The sequence below is a fragment of the Ottowia thiooxydans genome, from assembly GCF_040548795.1.
In the GTDB taxonomy this organism is placed as follows: Bacteria; Pseudomonadota; Gammaproteobacteria; order Burkholderiales; family Burkholderiaceae_C; genus Ottowia; species Ottowia thiooxydans_A.
Map to the genome: position 1 here is coordinate 275,438 of NZ_JBEPSH010000006.1, position 21,375 is coordinate 296,812.

Sequence of the window (21,375 nt, forward strand, 5' to 3'; positions counted from 1 at the left end):
GGGGCATGGAGCGCTCTGAAAGTCGCCCCCAGGAGCTCCCGAGTTCCACCAACAAATTGAATGTTGCCAGCCTCAACGCTAAGCGGGCGCGGCTGCAAGGCCCGCAGGACCGGAGGGGCCAGTGGAACCGTTCGCGCCAGTTTTATCTTCCGAGTCCGCAGGAACAAACTCCTCTGCCTCATGCAGGGCCCACACACCACCCCCCTTGAGTTCCAGCACGTGCGTGTGGTAGTTGAGGACGGCACTTCGGTGCGCAATGCTAAGCAGGGTGGCTTTCATGGCCAGCAATCGCTGGTAGAGCCGCGCCTCGTTGGCCGTATCAAGTGCGCTGGTGGCTTCGTCAAGAATGACAAAGCGCGGCTTGGTAATCAGAACCCGTGCAAACGCCAGGCGCTGTTGCTCGCCCAGGGAGAGTGTTTTGGCCCAGTCGACTTCCATGTCCAGACCACCACTGCGCTCGCACAGCTCCGGCAAGTTGACATCCGCCAGGGCCTGCATCAGGGTTTCATCATCCACATCACGCCCAAGGTCAGGGTAGAGCAACTGGCTGCGCAAGCTGCCGACCTGCATATACGGACGCTGGGGCAGGAACATGCTCTCGGCCACCGGCGGACGTTCGATATCACCGCTACCTGCCCGCCAAAGCCCCGCAATGGCGCGCAGCAAGGAGCTCTTGCCGCTCCCGCTCTCTCCCACGATCAGCAGGCTATCCCCTTTTTGCAGCGTGAAACTCAGATCGTGCACCAGCTCTCGTTTGAGGTCGGGCGTGTGCAAGGTGACATTTCGCAAACTCAGTTCGGGCGCTTCACTGGTCTGAATGACCTGCCGCTTGCGCCTGGGCAGGGGCGCGTCTTCCTGCGCGGCGTGGGCCGCTGCTCCCGGCTCATCGGCTTGGGGAGGAAGCGCCCGCATCAGTCCATGAATGCGCTCTATCCCGGCCGTGAAGCGGGAAAGCCCCTCAAAGTTGTCGATGATGAGCGAAACTGCCCCGAGCACGGCCAAAAATGCACCTGCCGCCTTAATGGCCTGCCCCACCTCCAGATGACCTGAAAGAACCAGATTGGCGATCAGAATATTGGGCAACAAGATAGCGATCTGGTTGTAGGCTTGCTGAAAAAAGTTCAGATTGAGTTGCTGGCGCAATAGACGCTTGTAGTTGCGCAGCGCACCTGCAAACCTGCCTTTGATCTGTTTCAGCTCAGCTTCCTCACCCCGATAGAAGGCGATGGATTCCGCGTTTTCACGCACACGCACCAGACTGAATCGAAAATCAGCCTCTCGTTTGAGCTGAAAGAAATTCAAGCGCATCAAGGGGGCGCCAAAGACCTTCACGGTCAGCCAGGTGCCAAGGGCGGTGTAACCTACCAGCACGTACACCAGCAGGTGGGAAATGCTCCACAACACCCAGCTGAAGGCAACCAGCTGCATCATGGATCCCAGTCCAATCAACAAAAAGTACAGAGATCGCTGCGTAAAGGTGTTGACGTCTTCTGCAATCCGCTGATCCGGGTTGTCTACCGCGGTATCTGCCGTCAGCTCATAGAAGCGCTGGTTGTGAAGGTAGCGACCCAGCAGACGATGCGAAAGCCAACGCCGCCAGTGGTTGCCCAGCGTATCGCGCACAAAGTAGTACAGCGAGCGTGTAGGTACAAAAACCGCGACGACCACCAGGCAGTAGATGATGGCGTTCCAGAAGCGATCTTCTTCCCGAGCCGCCAGCGCGGAAGTCATTTCACCCGCCTGATCGTTCAGCAGAACGGCAATCTGCGTTTCCGCCAGAAGCATGCCGCACAGCACGATAAGGTAAGTCCAGGCCTTGCGTTTCTCGTCTTCTTTCCAGTAGGGAGTGGCAATGGCCCAGAAACGGCGCCAGACTTCTGGCGAGAAGAAGTCGAAATTCGGGCGCTGGCGCTCCGCCCCTGGTGGCACCGACCCGGCTTGCACCGGTGCGGCCAAATTCTGGGGAGAAGCGTCTGGATTGTGCTCTCGGCGGCTCATGGAATCATGGGCCCCGTGGGCCAAAAAAAACTAAGAACGTTCTGTCTTGAACGAATGCTGAGGCTGAGAGCTAAGAGCGGGAATCAGTGGAGTGCTGCTCTCCTTGTAATCCGTTTCCGATGAATCTGCGATCTTGGACCCGCTCCAGCAGATCCGATCAAAGCGCTTCATCCGACGGCACGCTCAAGTTGAGCTTTGTTCATCAACGACCTGCCCTTAACACCCTTGGCTTTGGCTTCGGCGTAAAGCTGATCGCGCGTGCGCCCTCCTGCGCCCTTATGGGAGCGCAGGCCACCTCTGCGTGAAGAAGAGATATCGTTCAAGGACGTCGGGCTGGCTTCTTTGGATTCCCCTGCGCGGGCCCGCTCCTTGTTGACTGTGCGCGCCGCTATCTCTTCCGCGAGTGATTCGCTCTTGCCACTTCGCTTCAAGCCATTCTTGATGTGCTTGTACTGTCGCTCGCGCTTGGCGCTCCATGCACCTTCAGGCATGATTTTTTCCTTGAGAACAGACAAGCAGTCATGTTCTCTCCTGCAGTGCGCTGAGTAAGTCAGAGAACGCCGATAGCTGCGTCGGCGCAGGCCGACTACACGCTTATCCGACCAGATTCACTTCCCACTTTTGCGCCCGAAGCTGGCTGATGATGTCCTTGACATGCTCGTGCCCTCGCGTTTGCAGCACCATTTCAATTTCCACGCTCTGGGCAGACAGCGCAGTGAAGGCGCGCTGATGATGCACTTCGTCGATATTCGCACCGGCGTCGGCCACCAGCGCCGTGATGCGCGCCAGCATGCCCGGCACGTCTCGGGCGCTCACGACAATCCGCGCCAATCTTCCTGAGCGCACCATGCCTCGGCCAATGATGGAGGCCAGCAACAGAGGGTCAATATTGCCGCCGGAGAGCACCATGCCGACTTTCTTGCCCGCAAAGCGATCCCGGTATTTGAGCAATGCGGCCAGCGCCGCCGCGCCCGCCCCCTCCACCAGGGTTTTTTCGATTTCCAGCAACATGACGATGGCTTGCTCAATATCGCCTTCATCCACCAGAAGCAGCTCATCAACCCGCTCTTGAATGACTTCCACGCACAGCGCGCCTGGCGCACCGACAGCAATGCCTTCTGCAATCGTGCTGGCGCCCTGTTCGTACGCCTTCTCTTTGATGAGGTTGAACATGGCCGGAAAGCGTTGAACCTGCACGCCGACCACTTCAATACCTGGCTTGATGGCCTTGGCTGCCGTTGCGATGCCCGAAATCAGCCCGCCCCCGCCTACAGGCACGATCAGGACCTCCAGCTCAGGCTGATCACGCAGCATTTCCAGACCCAGGGTGCCCTGCCCCGCCATGACAGCCTGGTCATCATAGGGATGCACAAAGGTCAGGCCTTCCGTCTTGGCCAACGCCAGCGCATGCGCGCGGGCAGCTTCCAGGGTGTCACCATGCAGCACCACTTCGGCGCCAAAGCCACGTGTGCGAGACACCTTCACGCCGGGAGTGAAGCGCGGCATGACGATCACGGCGCGAAGGCCTAGCCGCTGTGCATGGTAGGCCACACCTTGCGCGTGGTTGCCGGCGCTCATGGCAATCACGCCTGGACGGGAGCCTCCGGCAGTCAGTTCCGCCAGCTTGTTGCAGGCGCCCCGCTCCTTGAAGGAAGCCGTGAACTGAAGGTTTTCGAATTTCAGGAAGACGTCTGCGCCCGTGATCTGGGACAAGGTTCGCGATTCAACACAGGGTGTGTCGAGTACCTGGCCCTGCAGCCGGGCCGCAGCGTTTTGAATGTCTTGGAACGAAAGCATGCACCATTGTGACCAACTTTGTCGGCCAGCAGCAAGGCTGAGGCCTCTCATGGCAAGGACTGCGATAAGCTGCTCCAATGACCGCCCCCATTCTTTATGGCCCTGACCGCCCTGATCTGCTGCGCCCGGAAATACTGGCAGACATCTTTGAGGCCACGGCAGCTCGGGTGCCCGATAAAGCGGCCCTGATTTTTGGTAGCCGGCGGCTGAACTACGGTGAGCTGGACCAGGCGGCCGATCGCGCGGCCCACCGCCTGATGGAAGCCGGCGTGCTGCCAGGGCAGATGGTGGGCCTGTGGCACCCACGCGGGATAGAGCTGCTGGTCTTGCAACTGGCCATCGCCAAGACAGGCGCCGCCTGGTTGCCGTTTGATGCAGACGTTCCCACCGATCGCATGGCCGTTTGTCTGGAAGACGCCCGAGCGGTAGCCCTGCTCATAGACGAGCAACATGGTCAGGCAGCGCGCTCCCAGCCTGATATCTCGGCCCGGCTGTTCACCGCCCATGAACTGCTGGCGCCACTGCCCGCAGGCACACGGATGCGGCGGCGGGAAGGAGCGCTGGCGGAGCACACGGCCTACGTCATCTACACCAGCGGATCGACCGGCAAGCCCAAGGGGATTGCCATTACGCAAGGCAGCATCTGCCACTTTCTACGCAGCGAAAACGCAAGGCTGAAAGTACGTGAAGACGACAAGGTCTACCAAGGCTTCTCGGTTGCCTTTGACATGAGTTTCGAGGAAATCTGGATCAGCTACCTCGTCGGTGCGACCTTGTGGATTGCGCCGAAAGAGATGGCAGGCGACCCGGAAGCGCTGCCGCGCGGCTTGATAGAAAACGATGTGACGGTGCTCCACGCGGTGCCGACCCTGTTGGCCCTGTTTGCGCAGGACGTACCCGGCCTTCGCATCATCAACCTGGGCGGAGAAATGTGTCCCCAGGCCCTGGTGGACCGCTGGGCACACGGACGACAGCTCTTCAACACCTATGGGCCCACCGAGGCTACGGTCTCTGCCAGCCTGGCCGAGCTCAAGGCCGGTGAGCCCGTGACCATTGGTGAAGCTTTGCCCAACTATGGCCTGCTGGTCATCGAGGTGATTGACCCGGACAGCATCGTCAACGGGCAGGTACCTCCTTTGAAGATACTGCCTTTCGGAGAGACGGGTGAGCTGTGCATCACAGGCCCGGGCGTGGCAGCGGGTTATCTGGGCCGGCCTGAGCTGACCGCCGAGAAGTTCCTGCCCAACCCCTGGGCAAGAAATGAACAAGAAGCCCGCCTGTACCGCACCGGAGATCTGGCGCGCGTGGAGACACATGCCCATGGTCAGTCACAAATGCAATGCCTGGGCAGGGCCGACGATCAGGTGAAGATTCGCGGTTTTCGCGTCGAGCTGGGTGAAATTGAGGCGGTGCTGGCGGAACAGCCCGGCGTGGGCACCACCGCCGTCCTGCTGCGAAAAGAAGAAGATATCGATCAGCTCATCGCGTTCTACGTGCCATCTGGCCAGGTGCAGCCCCAGGCGCAGGCGCTGCGGTCCGCCTTGGCTGAGAAGCTGCCAGCCTACATGGTTCCAGCGCGGTTTGAAGCCCTGCCCGCCATGCCTCGCCTGCCCTCCGGCAAGATCGACCGCAAGGCTCTGAAGGCCCTGCCGCTGGCACCTGCGGCCCCGGTTGAAGGCAGTGACACCCCGCAAACCGAGGCTGAGCAAGCACTCTTTGGCGCTCTGGAAAAGCTCTTTCCTGGCCACCCCATCCGGCGTGAACTGGATTTTTTCAACGACCTGGGTGGCCATTCGCTGCTGGCAGCGCGCCTGATTTCCTCGTTGCGGCAGGACCGGCGGTTCGCTCAGGCTGCCGTCACCGATATCTACCAAACCCGCAAAATTGGCCTGATGGCCGAGGCACTGCAAGCCGCCATGTCGGCGGGCGAGTCTACGCAAGCCGAGCGCCCATTCCTGCTCCATTCACCCTGGCGGCGCTGGCGCTGCGGCATGGCCCAGGCCGTCGCCATTCCGTTTCTGGTGCTGCTCAAGATGGCGCAGTGGCTGGCACCTTTTTTTGCCTACCACTTCTATACGGGGGACCCCGCCGATTCAATCGCCCGCGCGGTCGCGATGTCGCTGGTGGCGTTCTTGCTTGCCACCGTGGCGGAGTTTGTTGTCGCCTGGGCGGGCAAGTGGCTGATCGCGGGGCGACTCCAACCTGGCAGCTACCCACTCTGGGGCTTGACCTACTACCGCTGGTGGCTGGCCGACCGCCTGATGGAAGCCGTGCCGGTGTACATGATCAACGGCTCTTCTCTTTATGTCGGGTGGCTGCGGGCGCTGGGAGCCAAGATTGGTCGAGACATCAATCTGGGCGCCATGACCTTGCGCGCCCCTGAGTTGCTGCGCATCGGGGACGGCAGCAGCATAGGCAACGCGGTGAACCTTGAAAACGCCCGAGTGGAGGGCGGTTACCTGCACCTGGGTCCCATCACCATCGGGCACCAGGCCTGCATAGGCTCCTATGTGGTCATTGAGGGCCACACCCATGTTGGTGACTACGGCCACCTGGAAGGCCAGGCGGCATTGCGCAGCGGACAATCCGTGCCAGACCGCAAGGTCTGGGCCGGATCACCTGCGCGCGAACGGAGCGATTTCGATCCTGCCAGCCTGCCGGCCCGCCCACCGGTATCTGGCGGGCGGCAGGTATTCGAGACCATCTTTTTCGCCGTCGGGTCACTGGCGATGGCGGTCCTGTTCTTTATGCCGGTGTTTCCGACCTTCATGTTGATCGATCTGCTGGACATCGAGCAGATATCTGTGCGCCCCCTCCTGGACGCCGGCACCATCACCGCCTTGCAGGCATTCCTGTTGCGCTTTTTGAAATTCTTCCTGCTGGCATTGCCCGCCAGCGTGGTGATGATCGTGCTCACCGCCCTCGTGGCCGCGCTGATCCGGTACGTATTCCTGCCCCGCATGAAAGCGGGGTCCTGGCCCATTCACAGCAACCGGTACCTGGGCAAGTGGCTGGTCAATCAGATTCAGGAAGGCAGCCTGGCGACGCTGCACGGTATCTACGCCACCATTTACTCTGCCTGGTGGTATCGCCTCCTGGGCGCCAAGGTCGGCAAGGAAACCGAATTGTCCACAGCACTTGGCGTGGTGCCCGACATGCTGACCCTGGGTGACGAATGTTTCATAGCAGACGCGGTGATGCTGGGCGACGAGCACATCGACGGCGGCTGGATGACGGTACAACCGACCGTCGTCTCACGGCGCAGTTTCGTAGGCAACGGCGCCTACGTGCCAGATGGCACCACCGTCCCTGAAAACGTGCTGATTGGTGTCATGAGTGCTGTCCCGCGTAACGCCACCATGAAGGACGGTGACACCTGGCTGGGCTCGCCGCCCATGCTGCTGCCTGCGCGCGAAGTCGCCGCGGGGTTTCCGGAACACCTGACGTTTGCCCCCTCACCCTGGCGCCGGGTAGCACGCGGTCTGGTAGAAGCTTTCCGCATTGCCGCGCCCCATGCACTGGTGATTGCTGCCGGCTATGCGATGGTGCTGGACGCCATGCCTTTGGCTGAACAAGGCCGCTGGAGTGCCGTGGCGCTGGAGCTTTGCGTAGGTGGTGTGGTGTTTGGCTTTGCCACCTTCCTGTTTGTGGCCCTTTTCAAATGGCTGCTACTGGGCCGCTATCGGAAACGCTCCGTGCCCATGTGGACCCCCTTTGTCTGGCTGACGGAAGCTGCCACCAATATGTACGAAGGTATTGCGGTGCCCTGGTTTTTGCGCTATTTGCGCGGCACGCCCTGGCTGTCAGACGCGCTCAACCTGATGGGTTGCAAGATCGGCCGCGGTGTCTACATGGACACCACCGACATCACCGAGTTCGACTGCGTGAGCATTGGTGATCACAGCGAACTGAATGCCCTGTGCTGCCCGCAGACCCACTTGTTCGAAGACCGTGTGATGAAAGTCGACGACGTGGTCATCGGCAGCCGGGTCACGCTGGGCCCCCGCTGCACTGTGCTCTATGGGGCCCGCGTGGGAGACGGCGCGCAATTGGGGCCGCTGACGCTTGTGATGAAGGGCGAAAGCATTCCGGCTGGCACTCGCTGGCACGGGTCGCCCGCAGCGCCTTGGCGAAACTAAGGCGAGTCAACGCTTCTTTTTTTACGTCAGTCGGGACTATTCAGCGCGGTTGACAGCCGCTGCGCAGCATAAATGACCTGTGCTTCGACGTTGGCACGAGGTATGGTTCCAAAACGCTCCCTCATGCCAAAAATCGCTATCGCATAAACCACATGGGTACGCGGATCGACGACTGCTGTCGCGTAGCTGAGAATGTCCGGATCAAATTCGTTCTCACAGATGGCGATGCGGCGTTCCCGCACCTCGGCAATCTCTGCGCGGATACTGGCTTCATCGATCTGCGTGTGGGGGGTAAAAGCGTGCCGAGGCAGCGCCAAATAGCCGTCAATGAACTCATCGCTTTGAGATGCCAGCAGTATCTTGCCTGATGCCGCTGCATACAGCGGCATGCCGCGTCCCGGCTGCGCGTAGGCTTTTCCAACTGCAGTCGGTGTACAGGTCGTCATGATTTCCACATTGTGGTCATTCAGGCGTGCGAGGAATGCAGTTTCACCGAATCGGTCTGCCAGCTCAGTCAGGATGGCAACCGCCGGCTGAACAATGTCTGCTCCGTTGGTGAGCAATGAAGTAATTCGCCACAGGGCCTCTCCAGGCACGAACGTTTTGTTCTCGGTCTTTCGAACGATCTGGCAGCCGACGAGCGTCGCCAATTGGCGGTGCGCGGTCGTCACGACCAAGCCACTCTCCCGCGCGATCTCGGATAAAGTCAGCCCATCGGGGTGCAAGGCAAGCACTTCTAAAAGTCGAAACGCCCGTCCGATCGGGCTATCGTCATACGCCATTGCAGCCGTGTTCATATTCTCACGCTTCATGTGCCTCCAGCTTGCCCCGCTTCTGTTGGGCTACCAAACTCAAACATTGGCGTGCCAGACTTTAGCTGCAATCCTCCAACTTCCTTCTACCTTGAGCAAAGTGAGCTCGTTAATGTAGTGGCCGGGCAGGTAGCAGTCTTTCACTCGGGCATGAGCAAGCGTGGGCGCAGATACAGTCAGTGACAAAATCTCGTCCTCGCGCGCGTCGCCCCGCGAACGTGGGGAAGGACGACCCCCCACGCGTTTGAGATACGCATCGTAGTCTAGCGTCATGACGCCCTCGTCCACAGCAGTAAAAAGACGACAGGCGGAATGAAAAACTCTCCCGAATTTTTCGACGTCGCCGTCGTAAAGGGCGTCAAAGTAGTCTTGAATGACGGCGCGTACAGCGGAGGTTTGATCAGACATCTGAAATGTTCCTAGGGTGTGTTGATGGTTGGTTTAAAAGTTAGAACGGTGAGGCTCATTGAGCTTGCTGGGCATAGACAAGATCTGCTGCCTCTAGCGCGTGATCAAGGCCCTGAAAGAGCAACTCCAGTTCGGAGTCAGAAATGATGAGCGCTGGTGCAATGAAAAGCGAGGTCTCCTCACCCGATGTTCCAAGCACGACACCCGCTTCAAGAGCAGCTTTCACTGCGAATGACGCGATCGGTACTTGAGCGGTAGCGGCTTTCCAGTTTTTCCAGTGGCTGCCATGAAATTCGACCGTCCAGTGCAGCCCCCGGCCGTCCACGCGGGCAACCGAGGGATGCCGTTCACCCAGTTGAATCAGGCGCGCCGCGATTCGCGGCTCCAGCGCAGCGACACGTTCGAGCAACTGATCGCGCACGATCGTTCTCAGATAAGCGCTCACACCCTCCATGGCAGTGGGGTGACCACGGAAGGTGGAGTAGTTTTGCCAGGCGGCACCCTTCAACTCAGAGCAAAGCTCCTTTGAAAGAACTACTGCGCCAATAGGCCCGATTCCACCCGCCAGCCCTTTGCCCATGGTCACCATATCGGGCCGGCTTTCGCCTCCTTGAAATGCAAACCAACGTCCGGAGCGACCTGCGCCCGTGACCACTTCGTCGGCTATCCACAATGCGCCAGCTCGCTTAGCTGCACGGGCTACACGATCTTGGTAGGCGGCATGGTGGTAGATCCCTCCCTGCGTGTAATCAATGATGACGGCGGCCGCTCCCTCCAGAGAAGTCGCCATGGCGCCCTCATCCATCTGTGCCAGATCAGCAACGCGTTCACCATAACGTGACGCAGTCGGCGCGGAAAGTACACGGACCTCGTCAATTGACGGTGCGGGCATGACGCGTCCATCCGCCCGGGATAGTCCGCCATGCCATTGAGGCTGTGTCGTCACCGCACGTGAAAGGCCGGTCAGGCCATGGTAAGCACGTTCCCTGGTCGCAATCGGTGTACGTCCAGTCAGCACTTGGCAAAGTGACAAAGCCATGTCGTTGGTCTCAGACCCCGACAGCCCAAAGCGTACCGCTCCCACCCAGGAACGTTCACTACCGTAAGAGATTTCCAGAAGATCTTGCGCCGCCTGTTCGCGGCCCTTCCACGCCCAGCCCTCTGAAACAGTTGGATGCGAGGCGGCGCGTTCCATAGCTTCCACGATGGCTGGATGGCGGTGCCCTAATGCAGCGGCTGTGTTCGATCCGTCAAGTACTTTCCGGCCGTTTGACAAGGTGTACCAGCACCCCTCTCCACCCGTCACAAAGATGGGATCAGAGTCATTGGTAGTAAGCGTAGTGACTAGAAGACTCGACATCGCGTGGGATTCCAATCCAATCGAAAAATGGAAATGAGACCGGAAGGTGTCTGAGTGGGGACTTGAAAAACCGATTTTTTCGGTCCCAGACAACTTCCGAGTTGCGAAAAATCATAGTTTAGTTCATTATTAGGAAACCATCACATCACTTACGAAATCTTATTCCGTTTTTCGGAAAACGTACGTTACTATGAATGCACCTTTGCAATCGCAAACCGGTTGGCGCCTTGGCATTGACATCGGCGGAACCTTCACAGACGTGGTCGCCGTGTCGCCCGAAGGAACGCAGCACCGTTCGGCAAAAGTACCGTCAAAGCCAAACCTGCCGATCGAAGCCATCACTGAGTCCATCGCTGCCGTCGGGCTCGATTGGGAACAGGTGCAGGAAATCGTGCATGGAACGACCATCGTCACCAACGACATCGTCGAGAACAAATTCCGACCCTGCGCGATCGTCACGACCAAAGGCTACGGAGACACTATTGAAGTTGGCCGACTCTCGCGGCGCCACCTCTACCGTCTAGACCTCGAGCCCAAAGCGCGCCCCCTGGTGCCGCGCGAGTTGCGCTTTGAGGTCGATGAACGAGTGCTCTCCGATGCATCCGTTCAAACCCACCTCACCGATGCGCAGATCGAGCACGTCGTTGCCGAACTCAAGGCCAGCGGTGTCGATACGGTTGCCGTGTGCCTCATCCATGCGTTTCGCAACCCAGTTCACGAGATCGCTCTAGGCGCCAAGTTGCGAACTGCCTTCCCATATGTATCGCTAAGCCATGAGATCTCGCCAGAAATAAGGGAGTTCGAGCGGATGTCGACGACGGTCCTCAACGCGATGATGTTGGCAAAGATCAAAAGTCATCTTGGCAAGATCGATGAACGAAAACCTGCAGAGAGCCGCATCTTCTTGATGCACTCGGCCTCAGGCATGGCAACGCCCGACCTCATTAGCGAGAGGCCGTTAATGTTGGCCATGTCGGGGCCAGCCGCAGGAGTAGCAGCCACTTGCCAGGTAGCGCGTAATTTGGGTATCCGCAACGCCCTCACGTTTGACATGGGTGGCACGACAACTGATGTTTGCCTCATCGTTGACGGCCGGGCTGATATCGCCGCGAACCGGGAGCTGGGAGGACAAAAAATTCGACTCCCCATGGTGGCAGTCGACTCCATCGGTGCTGGTGGCGGCTCCATCGCGCGCTTGGTCTCCGGAGCGCTCGAAGTTGGACCTCAATCAGCAGGGTCATCGCCTGGGCCAGCTTGCTATGGAAAAGGTGGCCTCCTGCCCACTGTGGCGGACAGCGATGTGTTGTTAGGCTATCTGAGCCCCACTCGCACGCTGGGCGGCTCCGTCCGCATTGCACCAGCCAAAGCAGAGCAAGCCATCGCCGAACTCGCAAGCGCATTGGACTTCAGCACCGTCAACGCCGCCCTGGGCATCGCCCGTGTCGTGCATTCGACCATGGCTCGTTGTCTGCGCCGAGCCACGGTCGAGCGCGGCGTCGACATTCGAGACTTTGATTTGGTTGCATTTGGAGGCGCCGGCCCCATGCACGCCGCGGAAGTGGCGCGATTGTGCGGCATTCGGAAAATAGTCGTCCCCATGTTCTCGTCTGGCTTCTCCGCATTGGGATGTGTAGATGCCACGATGAATTTCTCACGTCAATTCACAGTGGACATGCGCTCCGCCGAATGGGATGGCGATCGACTGTCCACCGTGCTCGCTGCAGAGGCCGAAGCGCTAGCCCAGCCGCTTGTGAAGGCGGGCTATCCACGTGCAGACCTGCTCATCTCGCGCACTGCCGGGATCAGGTATTCAGGCCAGTCCTCCGAAATATCCATACTTGACGCCGCGCTGGACGATGCCACGGCCCTTGGTCGGCAGTTCACTCAGGCCCACGAGCAGTTCTATGGCTATTCGACCGAAGAGCCTTGGGAGCTTGTCACTGTGCGCACGGAAGTTTCGGCTCCGGCACGCAACTTGCATGCCTCTACACAACATCCGTCCCGAGCAGATGCTGACGCAGCGACGTTTCGCCGCGTGATATTCGAGAACGGCACCCAGGCGGACACACCTGTGCTGAATCGATCCGAGTTACGAACGAACGAGCGATTGCAAGGACCCTTGGTCATTGAAGATGAGTGGTCGACAGTGATCGTGCCGCCACAAGACAGCTTGTGGGCCGACCAGCATGGGAACCTGCATATTGAAGTGGATTTGGCGCAATGAAAATCGATCCTGTATCTCTTGAAGTTATCCGAAACGGCCTGACGGCTATCGCTGAAGAAATGTCGAGTGTCGTGATGCGCGCAGCGCGTTCGCCGCTGCTTCGCGAGGCAGGGGACCATTCCTCTGCTCTAACCGATTCGCACGGCTACCTCGTTGCTCAGGGCAAGGACGTTCCCGTCCATTTGGGGGTCTTGTCTTTCACTGTCAAAGAGTTCCTGAAGCACGTCGGGCTAGATGCACTGCGGCCCGGAGATGTGTGGATTCTTAACCTGCCGGAAATCGGCGGCAATCATCTTCCGGACGTCAAACTTATTCGCCCGGTGTTCGACGACACAGAACTGTATGCGTTCGCGGTCTCGCTGGCTCACTGGGCGGACATCGGTGGAGCCGCCCCTGGCAGCTACTACGCGGCTGCAACTGATAGCTGGCAGGAAGGCCTGCGCATCCCCCCTGTTCGTCTGGTGTCTGGTGACGCCATAGACGAAGAAAAAATGCTTTTCATCATGAGTAACGTGCGCGGCGCCGAAGAGCGCAGAGGTGACGTACTTGCACAGATCTCTGCAACGACGGTCGCGGCTCGAAGGCTGGGCGAGTTGGTCAAAGCCCACGGGACACCGTTTCTGAAAGCATCGTTCAACGCCATCCACGATCGTGCCGAACGCCAAATGCGAGACGCCATACGCGCAGTGCCCAACGGGGTGTACCAAGGCGAGGACTATCTTGACGACGATGGGCACGCAGGTGATCCCGTACCCGTGCGCGTGTCAATCACTATCGAAGACGAAACCGCCATATTCGACTTTTCGGAGTCTGGCGACGCGGTTCCCGGGCCTCTCAACACGACCCCCGTGATTGCTAGCGCGGGTGTTTTCTATGTCATGAAATCCCTCTTCGGCGCGGATATTCAACCATCAGCTGGCTGCTATCGCCCTATTCAAGTCATTACCCGCCCGGGCTCATTGTTTCAGCCCGAGCAGATGCTTCCGGTGGTGGGCGGCAACCATGAAACGAGCCAACGTGTTTGTGATGCTGTGTTCCGTGCCTTCGAGCCCATTGCTGCGCCGCTGCTCACAGCAGGTGGACCTACGACGGCTGGCCTTCTGATATTCAGCGCAAAAAAGGCTGACGGGTCATGGGCGACATTCTACGAAGTGCACGGAGGTGGAGAAGGTGCGCGGGCTGACCGCGATGGCATGTCCGCCATTCGCTGTCATCTCGCGAACGTCATGAATACCCCAGCCGAGGTCGTCGAAAGCGAATATCCATTTCTGATCGAAGTCCAGGGCATCCGGCGCGGCTCAGGAGGCCGAGGCCAATTTCGCGGTGGGGATGGGTTGCTGCGGCACTATCGCATGTTGCAGGACCAGGTGTCGCTGACCACCATGTATGAGCGAGCCGTCATACCGCCCTACGGCTTGCAAGGAGGTGAGCCAGGGGCAACATTCCGAGTCACGCTTGAGCGAGCGAACGGATCGATTGAGCCTCTACGCGGCAAACAGAATGTCATCGTCAATCGTGGGGATCTTGTGAAAGTCGAGACCTGTGGAGGCGGTGGTTACGGGCAGGCTACTGCATAGCATCGACATCGAGCATCAACAAGTGAAGGGAAAATTGTGAAAAAACGCGAATTTCTGCAATTGGGCGCACAAGCCGGTGCAGCCTTGACCGGGCTTTGGTTGTCTAATGCGAGCGCCCAAACGGCGACGCCTTCCGTCTTGCGCGTGTTGCTGGAAGATGGCGCCAATACGCTGGATCCGGCTGGCACTGGCTACAACCAGTCGTCCATTAACCTCACTTGGAATTTATACGACCGGTTGGTGACATACGGAACCAAGCCAGTTGAAGGCGTGCCTGGCGCCATGATTTATGACTATGACAAGATTGTGGGTCAGGCTGCAGAACGGTATGAAGTTGCACCGGACGGGCGTCAGTTCACCTTTCACATGCGTCGCGGAGCCAAGTTTCACGACGGCACCCCAGTCACAGCACACGACGCGAAATGGTCGCTGGACCGCGTGATTTCAGTCACCACCGGTAAAGCACAAATGGCCACCGGATCGCTGACCGACCCTTCACAATTTGAGGTGATCGACGACATGACCCTGCGCGTGACTGTGCCGCAGGCAGACCGATTCACCTTGCCTAACCTCTGTGTCCTGTTTCCTGCCATTCTGAACTCCAAGGTCTGCAAAGCTAATGCCACTGCCAGCGATCCCTGGGCTGAAAACTGGTTGAAAACCAACGCTGCCGGCGGCGGGCCATTCAAGCTTGTGCGATTCGCATCCGATCAAGGCTTCATGCTCGAGCGCAATGAGGGTTGGACCAACGGAGCAAAGCCCGGTTATGCCAGGGTGGCAGCGCAAGTGGTTCCTGTAGCAGCATCGCGCCGCGCCGCAGCTGAACGGGGTGAAGCTGACATCATTCGCGGTTTGAGTGGGCGCGACATTGAAGACCTCAAGGGCCGCGAGAAGATCCGCTTGCTTGGAATTCCTAATCCCGGTGCTGCGACCTTCATCGCCCTCAACACGCAAATGGCACCGTTTGATAACAAGAAGGTACGTCAGGCGATTGCCCATGCTGTTCCCTATCAAGAGATCTTCGATAAGGTGTTCTACCGTCGCGGGGCGCCAATGTTTGGCGGGAAAACCGACGCGGCTCAGCTCGTGTTTCCACAAGCTCTGCCTTACACATACAACCTGGAGAAAGCGCGCGCGCTGCTAGCCGAGGCGGGCATGGCCAGTGGATTTTCGACGACCTTCGTGATTGATAGCTCGCTCGCCAAAATCGCCGAACCCACCGCCATATTGTTACAAGAGTCCTTGGGAAAGATTGGCGTCAAATTGAAGATTGAGACGTTGCCTTCTGGACAAATGGCAACGGCTCAGGCGGAGCACAGAATTCCAATCAATATGGCAACAGGAACGGCCTGGTTGCGCAACCCGGACTATTACTTTCGAGTCTATTATTCTTCGCCCACGCGCTGGAACTACGGGAATTTCAAGAACGAGGAAATGAACCGGCTGACGAGCGAGACTCGGTATGAGACCAACGGTTCGGTCTACAACACCAAAGTCAAGCGAATGATCGAAATCGCGCGTGACGAGGTCCCGTTGATTCTGATGTGGTCCGCTTTCCAGGACACCATTGTCTCGCCCAGTTTGCGCGGCTATACCTATATGTTCCACGGACAGCTTGAGCTGCGACACCTCAGCAGAGCCTGACAGGCAGCAACTAACCGACTCAATTTCCTGCATGTCAAGCAAGACTCTTGTACTGATCGGGCGCCGTATCACCACGGCCCTACCCATTCTCTTTGGCGTCGTGGTGGTCACTTTCGTTTTGATTCACATTTTGCCGGGGGATCCAGCTGCGATGTACGCCTCTGGGCCGAATGCGGGCCCAGACGAAATTGCAGCCGTGCGCACCGCATTGGGACTGGATAAATCGTTGATCGAACAGTTCTGGATTTACCTCCAGCATCTCGCACGATTGGATCTTGGCCGCTCCATGAGCACGGGCCACACCGTGCTTCACGACTTCTCGGAGCGCCTGCCGGCGACCCTTGAATTGGCTGCCTTCGCGTTCACCCTGTCAGTGATCATTGCTTTGCCATTGGGAATTTTGGCTGCGCTTTATCGAGACAGCGTGCTTGATCAGGCCATACGAGCCATTACGTCAGTTTCCGCTGCAATGCCTGGCTTTTTCTTTGGACTCATCCTTATTTTCGTATTCTATTTTTTGCTAGGCGTATCCCCTGATCCGGTCGGACGATTGTCAAGCTGGTCGTTCCCTCCTGAGAGAGTCACTGGCTTTTATCTTGTGGACGCCCTGATGGCTGGCGATTTCGTTTTGATGCGTGAGGCCGTGGCAAAAATGTTGTTGCCTGCAGCGTCAATGGCCATTTTTGCAATAGCGCCGCTCATGCGCATGATGCGAGGGGGAATGATCGACGCGCTCGACAGCGACTATGTGCGCGCGGCTCGTGCGTACGGCTTGGCACCATGGCGCGTCACCCTGCAATATGCGTTGCCCAACGCCATGCTGCCCGTCCTGGCGACGATGGCCATGGTTATTTCAACCATGTTGGGTGCCAATGTCATGATTGAAAAACTTTTTGGCTGGCCGGGGATTGGTGCCTATGGCGTCAACGCACTGGTGGGTCTTGACTATGCGCCGGTGCAGGCGTTTGTCTTGATTGTCGCCGTCATGTTTGTGCTGCTTACGCTGGTGATTGACATTGTGTCGTCACTCATTGACCCCAGATACCAACTCAAGGGGTAGCGCCATGACTCGCCACGCGTTGTTGTACTTTCTCCGGAGGAATGTCACGACGACATTTGCCTTCGTTCTCTTGGGCGTACTTCTGCTTGCGGCAGCTGTCGGTCCGGCTCTGGTACCTTACGACCCACTTGCAACGAACATGGCGAATGTGCTGCAGGCTCCGTCTGCCGCACATTGGTTTGGTACCGACCAACTTGGACGCGACATTTTTTCTCGTGTCATCGTGGCGAGCAGGCTCGACTTTGCAATTGCTATTTCGGCCGTGATGGTTTCGGCGGTGACAGGTGTCTGCGTGGGTGCGTTCAGCGGGTACCTGGGTGGCATCCTCGATTCAGTGCTGTCGCGAGTTGTCGACGTACTGTTGGCATTCCCTCTGTTCGTTGCGGCGATGGCGCTTGTGGCTGTATTCGGAAACTCGGTTCAATCGGTGGTGCTCGCCACGGCCATCATCAATTTTCCATTCTATTTTCGGCTCGCCCGTGCGCAATCCATGTCTCTGCGTACTATCGGATATGTTGAAGCAGCATTGATCAACGGCAACTCAGGCTCGCGTGTCATCCTTGGTTTTATTTTGCCTAATTCTCTGCCGCCCGTGGTCGTACAGATCTCACTCAACCTCGGTTGGGCCATTCTGAATACGGCAAGTCTCGCCTTCATCGGGTTGGGCGTCGGACCTCCTACTCCTGAATGGGGCGTGATGATCCAGGAAGGAGCCGCCTTGATGATCGCTGGCCAGTGGTGGACGGTGGTCTTCCCTGGAGGCGCTTTGGTGCTCGCAGTGTTTTGTTTCTCCCTATTAGGGGATGGCCTGCGCGACATCATCGATCCGCGGCGGCGCAGCTAAAGTGGTGGACTGTATGAGTGAAGACCGAGATCGCATCGATAAATCGGTGCTCGATATCCAGAAGCTTAGCTTGAGTTTCATCACGAGGGCTGGACGCGTTCATGCACTGGACAAGGTAAGCTTGCAAGTGAAACGTGGTGAGTGCGTGGCCCTGATCGGTGAGTCTGGTTCCGGTAAGTCCATCACCGGCATGGCGGTCATGCGACTGCTTGGCACAAACGCCGAGATCTCCGCCGAGCACATGAGCTTGGCTGGCCAAGACATTCTGGGGATGCCGCCAAGTGTGTTGCGCCACTATCGCGGACGGCGCGTCGCCATGATCTTCCAGAACGCGAAAGCTGCCCTGAACCCTATCCGGCGTGTCGGCGATACGCTGGTAGACATTCTGGTCACTCACGCGCCCCATCGCACGACTCGCGCTCAAGCACGCAAAAAAGTGTTGGAAGTCATGGTACAGCTTGGCATTGCTCACGCTGAGGAACGCATGGCCGCCTATCCAGCCGAGCTCTCTGGTGGAATGTGTCAACGCATCATGATCGTAGCGGCACTGGTGTGCGAACCAGAGCTCATCATCGCCGACGAACCCACGTCTGCATTGGATGTCACCACCCAAGTGAAGGTCATGAACTTGCTGATCGAAGCGTGCCGACAACGTCATCTGGCGTGCCTTTTTATTACGCACGATCTTGCATTGGCTGCCGAGCACTGTGACCGAGCGGTCGTCATGCATGCTGGTCAGGTCCTTGAGGTCGGAAGTTCCGAAGAGGTGCTCAGCAACCCTGCCCATCCCTATACCCGCATGCTTGTGGCCGCTATGCCTTCAGGCAAAAGCAGTCATCACGAGCTGCAGCCCATGCGAGGTGGCTTACCGGATCTGCGTCGCAATGATCTCCCCGCCTGCCGGTTCGCCGAGCGCTGTTCGCGAGCAGAAGACATCTGCCTGCGTGTCGATGCGCCACGCCAAACGGTTGCACCCTTTCACCATGTCAGCTGCCACCATCCCCATGTCTCATGATTTCCTTGAGGTCATCAGTCTGTCGAAGAATTTCGACTTAGGCCGAGGTCAAATACTTAAGGCGGTACAGAACGTCACCTTCAGCGCGGCCAAGGGTAAGGTCATCGGATTGGTGGGCGAGTCTGGTTCTGGCAAATCGACGCTGGTGCGCATGATCGCCCGCTTGATACCGCAAAGCTCCGGGGAGGTGCTACTGGACCGCATCAACATCAGTCCCCTGGTGGGTTCCACTTTTTCCCGCCATCCCGCTCGACGGGACATTCAGATGGTGTTTCAGGATCCCTTGGCTTCACTCAACCCGCGATTTCGCGCTCGGCGCGCTATCGCAGATCCGGTTTTGCGATTGGGAACTGAAGCGGAGAAAGCTCGAGTGGATGAACTCGTTGAGCAAGCCGCCACGCGTACGGGCTTGCCTACTGAACTACTTGACCGTTTTCCGCATGAATTGTCCGGCGGACAACGCGCCAGAGTGGATATCGCACGTGCAATCGTCCTCACCCCCAAGCTCGTCATCCTCGACGAGCCGACGTCCGCGTTAGATGCCTCTCTACAAGCTCACGTCGTACGGACCTTGATGGCGTTGCGTGACGAGCTCGATTTAACCTACATTTTTGTAAGCCACGACCTCAATCTCGTGCGCCTTCTCGCAGACGAGATCATCGTCATGTACCAGGGGCAGGCCGTGGAGCAAGGCGACACCCAGCAGGTGTTCCATGACCCGAGCAACGACTACACCAAAACTCTCTTGGCAGCTTTGCCCCATATGCCCAGTCAGCGTTGGTGACAAGAGCCGCCCTCTATAGCTAGGTGTAGCGAGCGCGATGCCGCCAAATCTTTGGGCTCGATCCGTACGGAACGAAGGCGCGATTCTGGTGTGTGGATATTTGCTGGCACAGGATCGATCATTCTCAGCGCGAACGGCTTCGCATACCTCCATGAAAATGGATATCAAGCCGGTGTGCTGCCCTCAGGCCGGCGGGGCAGCCACTACCCTCAACACAATGGCTTGGCAGTTGGCGATCACGCTGCCGCTAGTGTTCCGGTCAAGGCTCTGGGCAGGCTGGCAAGTTCGGCCAGCCGATATAAGTAGTACTTTCACACTACAATACAGAATTCTCGTGAAGAGTTCTAATGACCTATCTTCTGGACCCCTGCGTTCTACACAACGCGCGGTGCAGAGCGACTGATTTCCAAGGCGAGCGACATCTCGGCATCTGTTGCCAGATGGCTCCACCCCTAGTCCACGCCCTTTGTTGCACTGATCCTGACACTGTCGGGACCAAGCGAAGGCTTTGTCGCGCCACGGAACTGTCAGCGTTTTCAGGACGGTTCCTCACGCACAAACCCTACCGGTTGAGCAGCGGAGATGAAGATAAAAAAATTGGAACGAAATGAGTTCTTTAGTTACTCATCTCCGTGTTCAGCGCATTAGCGACAACGCATTCAAAAAACCAAACTAGTCAGAATCATGAAATTCAAACTTGCTGCCCTTTCCCTGATCTCCGTTCTCATGACCGCCTGCGGTGGCGGTGGCGATGATGGCCCTAAAACACCTGAAGCTCCTCCCGCCGCTGCGAGCGCCAGCCCTGAGGGACGCTGGAGCATGAGAGGAAGTGACGGCGTGGCCAGGGTGATGACCGTGCTTGAGAACGGTGAAGTCTGGAGCAGCTACTCACGCGAAGAAGAAATCGGGCAAGTCCATGGAAGTGCCTCCATCGAAGGCCAAGCATTGACCTTCAAACTGATGGATGTCAACTTTGTCTCACGGTACATCAACGAAGTGAGTTTTACTGGGGCGGTCACACCGCAAGTCAGCTTGCAACTCAAGTCGGGCGAACGAATCACGCATGACATGACCTACGACGTGACCTATGACGAGCCAGCGCAGGTCGAGGCTCTGGCGGGACAGTACGCAGGCGTCGCGCACAGCTACACGTACAAGTCCTCGCCTGCTGACAGTGGCGTGGAAACTGCAGATTCCAGCAAAAGCACGGACGGCATCAGAACAAGCTTCACATTTTCAGATGATGAATCAACCGTCGAGATTTCCGACAAGGGCGAGATCAACCTGACGTCAGAACGCAATTGCTCGGCGTCTGGCACCATTTCGCCGCGCGCGACGGGCAAGAACGTACTCGACGTTGCACTGGTCCTCAAGGGAAGCGCTTGCTCGCTGGCAGACGGCGCGAACCTCAAAGGTATCGCGTCCTATGACGCCGACGGCGGTCAAGTGCGTATTCAAACCATGAATGAGTCCAAAGATCAAGGTCTCAGCTTTACCGCCACCAAGACGAAGTAAGCCTGACCACGGCCCCGGGCAATGGCAGGGCGCGGCGCACTTGATTGCATCGGCATGCCTTTCCCTGGGCTCGGTCTTTTTACGTGCGCCCCGCAAAACTGACGGGCTCGCCGCTATGGCACTCACGAAGCCACAGGATCAAAGAGTGGCCGCCAGCGTCTTCTCAGCCTAGAGCAACCATGTACCTTCTACTAAGCC

15 protein-coding genes are annotated in these 21,375 nt (G+C 58.2%); 9 read left to right on the plus strand and 6 right to left on the minus strand.

Annotated features, from left to right (window positions below):
- Positions 1 to 78 precede the first annotated feature (78 nt).
- The 3 genes from ABIE13_RS16055 to ABIE13_RS16065 all read right to left on the minus strand — a co-directional run bounded on the left by ABIE13_RS16055 (position 79) and on the right by ABIE13_RS16065 (position 3,795).
- Positions 79 to 1,998, minus strand: coding sequence for an ABC transporter ATP-binding protein/permease (locus tag ABIE13_RS16055; protein WP_354445204.1), 1,920 nt, complete (start codon positions 1,996 to 1,998; stop codon positions 79 to 81).
- Between the two features lie 167 nt (positions 1,999 to 2,165).
- The gene (locus tag ABIE13_RS16060) at positions 2,166 to 2,489 is read right to left on the minus strand and encodes a plasmid stabilization protein (RefSeq protein WP_354445206.1); all 324 of its coding nucleotides are present in this window, start codon (positions 2,487 to 2,489) and stop codon (positions 2,166 to 2,168) included.
- 103 nt (positions 2,490 to 2,592) lie between these two features.
- Positions 2,593 to 3,795: a threonine ammonia-lyase gene (locus ABIE13_RS16065; RefSeq protein WP_354445208.1), complete on the minus strand. Its 1,203-nt coding sequence runs from the start codon at positions 3,793 to 3,795 to the stop codon at positions 2,593 to 2,595.
- Positions 3,796 to 3,872: 77 nt separating this feature from the next.
- On the opposite strand from ABIE13_RS16065, the gene ABIE13_RS16070 reads away from it, so the two are divergent.
- Complete coding sequence (locus tag ABIE13_RS16070) at positions 3,873 to 7,934, plus strand: Pls/PosA family non-ribosomal peptide synthetase (protein ID WP_354445210.1); 4,062 nt, start codon at positions 3,873 to 3,875, stop codon at positions 7,932 to 7,934.
- A gap of 26 nt (positions 7,935 to 7,960) precedes the next feature.
- Here ABIE13_RS16070 and ABIE13_RS16075 read toward each other — a convergent pair whose 3' ends face one another.
- Genes ABIE13_RS16075 through ABIE13_RS16085 form a run of 3 tightly spaced genes read right to left on the minus strand, consistent with a single transcriptional unit; the run spans position 7,961 to position 10,514 of the window.
- Complete coding sequence (locus tag ABIE13_RS16075; protein WP_354445212.1) at positions 7,961 to 8,746, minus strand: IclR family transcriptional regulator; 786 nt, start codon at positions 8,744 to 8,746, stop codon at positions 7,961 to 7,963.
- A 39-nt stretch (positions 8,747 to 8,785) separates the two neighbouring features.
- The gene (locus ABIE13_RS16080; RefSeq protein ID WP_028604243.1) at positions 8,786 to 9,154 is read right to left on the minus strand and encodes a nuclear transport factor 2 family protein; all 369 of its coding nucleotides are present in this window, start codon (positions 9,152 to 9,154) and stop codon (positions 8,786 to 8,788) included.
- Positions 9,155 to 9,209: 55 nt separating this feature from the next.
- Complete coding sequence (locus tag ABIE13_RS16085) at positions 9,210 to 10,514, minus strand: class-III pyridoxal-phosphate-dependent aminotransferase (protein ID WP_354445214.1); 1,305 nt, start codon at positions 10,512 to 10,514, stop codon at positions 9,210 to 9,212.
- Positions 10,515 to 10,704: 190 nt separating this feature from the next.
- On the opposite strand from ABIE13_RS16085, the gene ABIE13_RS16090 reads away from it, so the two are divergent.
- From ABIE13_RS16090 to ABIE13_RS16125, 8 genes are all read left to right on the plus strand, one after another.
- A complete protein-coding gene (locus ABIE13_RS16090) occupies positions 10,705 to 12,738 on the plus strand; it encodes a hydantoinase/oxoprolinase family protein (RefSeq protein ID WP_354445216.1) in 2,034 nt (677 codons plus the stop codon).
- Positions 12,735 to 14,315, plus strand: coding sequence for a hydantoinase B/oxoprolinase family protein (locus tag ABIE13_RS16095; protein ID WP_354445218.1), 1,581 nt, complete (start codon positions 12,735 to 12,737; stop codon positions 14,313 to 14,315). Before ABIE13_RS16090 ends, ABIE13_RS16095 begins: the two co-directional genes overlap by 4 nt.
- Positions 14,316 to 14,351: 36 nt before the next feature.
- Complete coding sequence (locus ABIE13_RS16100) at positions 14,352 to 15,959, plus strand: ABC transporter substrate-binding protein (protein ID WP_354445220.1); 1,608 nt, start codon at positions 14,352 to 14,354, stop codon at positions 15,957 to 15,959.
- A gap of 31 nt (positions 15,960 to 15,990) precedes the next feature.
- Positions 15,991 to 17,019 carry an ABC transporter permease gene (locus ABIE13_RS16105; RefSeq protein ID WP_354445222.1) on the plus strand — a complete coding sequence of 343 codons (1,029 nt, stop codon included), beginning with the start codon at positions 15,991 to 15,993 and terminating at the stop codon, positions 17,017 to 17,019.
- Between the two features lie 4 nt (positions 17,020 to 17,023).
- A complete protein-coding gene (locus ABIE13_RS16110; RefSeq protein ID WP_354445224.1) occupies positions 17,024 to 17,863 on the plus strand; it encodes an ABC transporter permease in 840 nt (279 codons plus the stop codon).
- A 13-nt stretch (positions 17,864 to 17,876) separates the two neighbouring features.
- Positions 17,877 to 18,878 (plus strand): ABC transporter ATP-binding protein, encoded by a 1,002-nt coding sequence (locus ABIE13_RS16115; RefSeq protein ID WP_354445226.1) that lies wholly within the window; start codon positions 17,877 to 17,879, stop codon positions 18,876 to 18,878.
- The gene (locus tag ABIE13_RS16120; RefSeq protein WP_354445228.1) at positions 18,868 to 19,662 is read left to right on the plus strand and encodes an ABC transporter ATP-binding protein; all 795 of its coding nucleotides are present in this window, start codon (positions 18,868 to 18,870) and stop codon (positions 19,660 to 19,662) included. The genes ABIE13_RS16115 and ABIE13_RS16120 overlap by 11 nt, the downstream gene beginning before the upstream one ends.
- 684 nt (positions 19,663 to 20,346) lie before the next feature.
- Entirely contained in the window at positions 20,347 to 21,177 is an 831-nt protein-coding gene (locus ABIE13_RS16125; protein WP_354445230.1) for a hypothetical protein, read from the plus strand.
- The last annotated feature ends 198 nt before the right edge of the window (positions 21,178 to 21,375 follow it).

Coding starts and splice junctions, on each gene's coding strand:
- ABIE13_RS16085 (WP_354445214.1), bottom strand. CDS start 10,514: ATGTCGAGTCTTCTAGTCACTACGCTTACTACCAATGACTCTGATCCC.
- ABIE13_RS16055 (WP_354445204.1), bottom strand. CDS start 1,998: ATGAGCCGCCGAGAGCACAATCCAGACGCTTCTCCCCAGAATTTGGCC.
- ABIE13_RS16065 (WP_354445208.1), bottom strand. CDS start 3,795: ATGCTTTCGTTCCAAGACATTCAAAACGCTGCGGCCCGGCTGCAGGGC.
- ABIE13_RS16080 (WP_028604243.1), bottom strand. CDS start 9,154: ATGTCTGATCAAACCTCCGCTGTACGCGCCGTCATTCAAGACTACTTT.
- ABIE13_RS16120 (WP_354445228.1), top strand. CDS start 18,868: ATGTCTCATGATTTCCTTGAGGTCATCAGTCTGTCGAAGAATTTCGAC.
- ABIE13_RS16070 (WP_354445210.1), top strand. CDS start 3,873: ATGACCGCCCCCATTCTTTATGGCCCTGACCGCCCTGATCTGCTGCGC.
- ABIE13_RS16075 (WP_354445212.1), bottom strand. CDS start 8,746: ATGAAGCGTGAGAATATGAACACGGCTGCAATGGCGTATGACGATAGC.
- ABIE13_RS16105 (WP_354445222.1), top strand. CDS start 15,991: ATGTCAAGCAAGACTCTTGTACTGATCGGGCGCCGTATCACCACGGCC.
- ABIE13_RS16115 (WP_354445226.1), top strand. CDS start 17,877: ATGAGTGAAGACCGAGATCGCATCGATAAATCGGTGCTCGATATCCAG.
- ABIE13_RS16095 (WP_354445218.1), top strand. CDS start 12,735: ATGAAAATCGATCCTGTATCTCTTGAAGTTATCCGAAACGGCCTGACG.
- ABIE13_RS16110 (WP_354445224.1), top strand. CDS start 17,024: ATGACTCGCCACGCGTTGTTGTACTTTCTCCGGAGGAATGTCACGACG.
- ABIE13_RS16090 (WP_354445216.1), top strand. CDS start 10,705: ATGAATGCACCTTTGCAATCGCAAACCGGTTGGCGCCTTGGCATTGAC.
- ABIE13_RS16060 (WP_354445206.1), bottom strand. CDS start 2,489: ATGCCTGAAGGTGCATGGAGCGCCAAGCGCGAGCGACAGTACAAGCAC.
- ABIE13_RS16125 (WP_354445230.1), top strand. CDS start 20,347: ATGAAATTCAAACTTGCTGCCCTTTCCCTGATCTCCGTTCTCATGACC.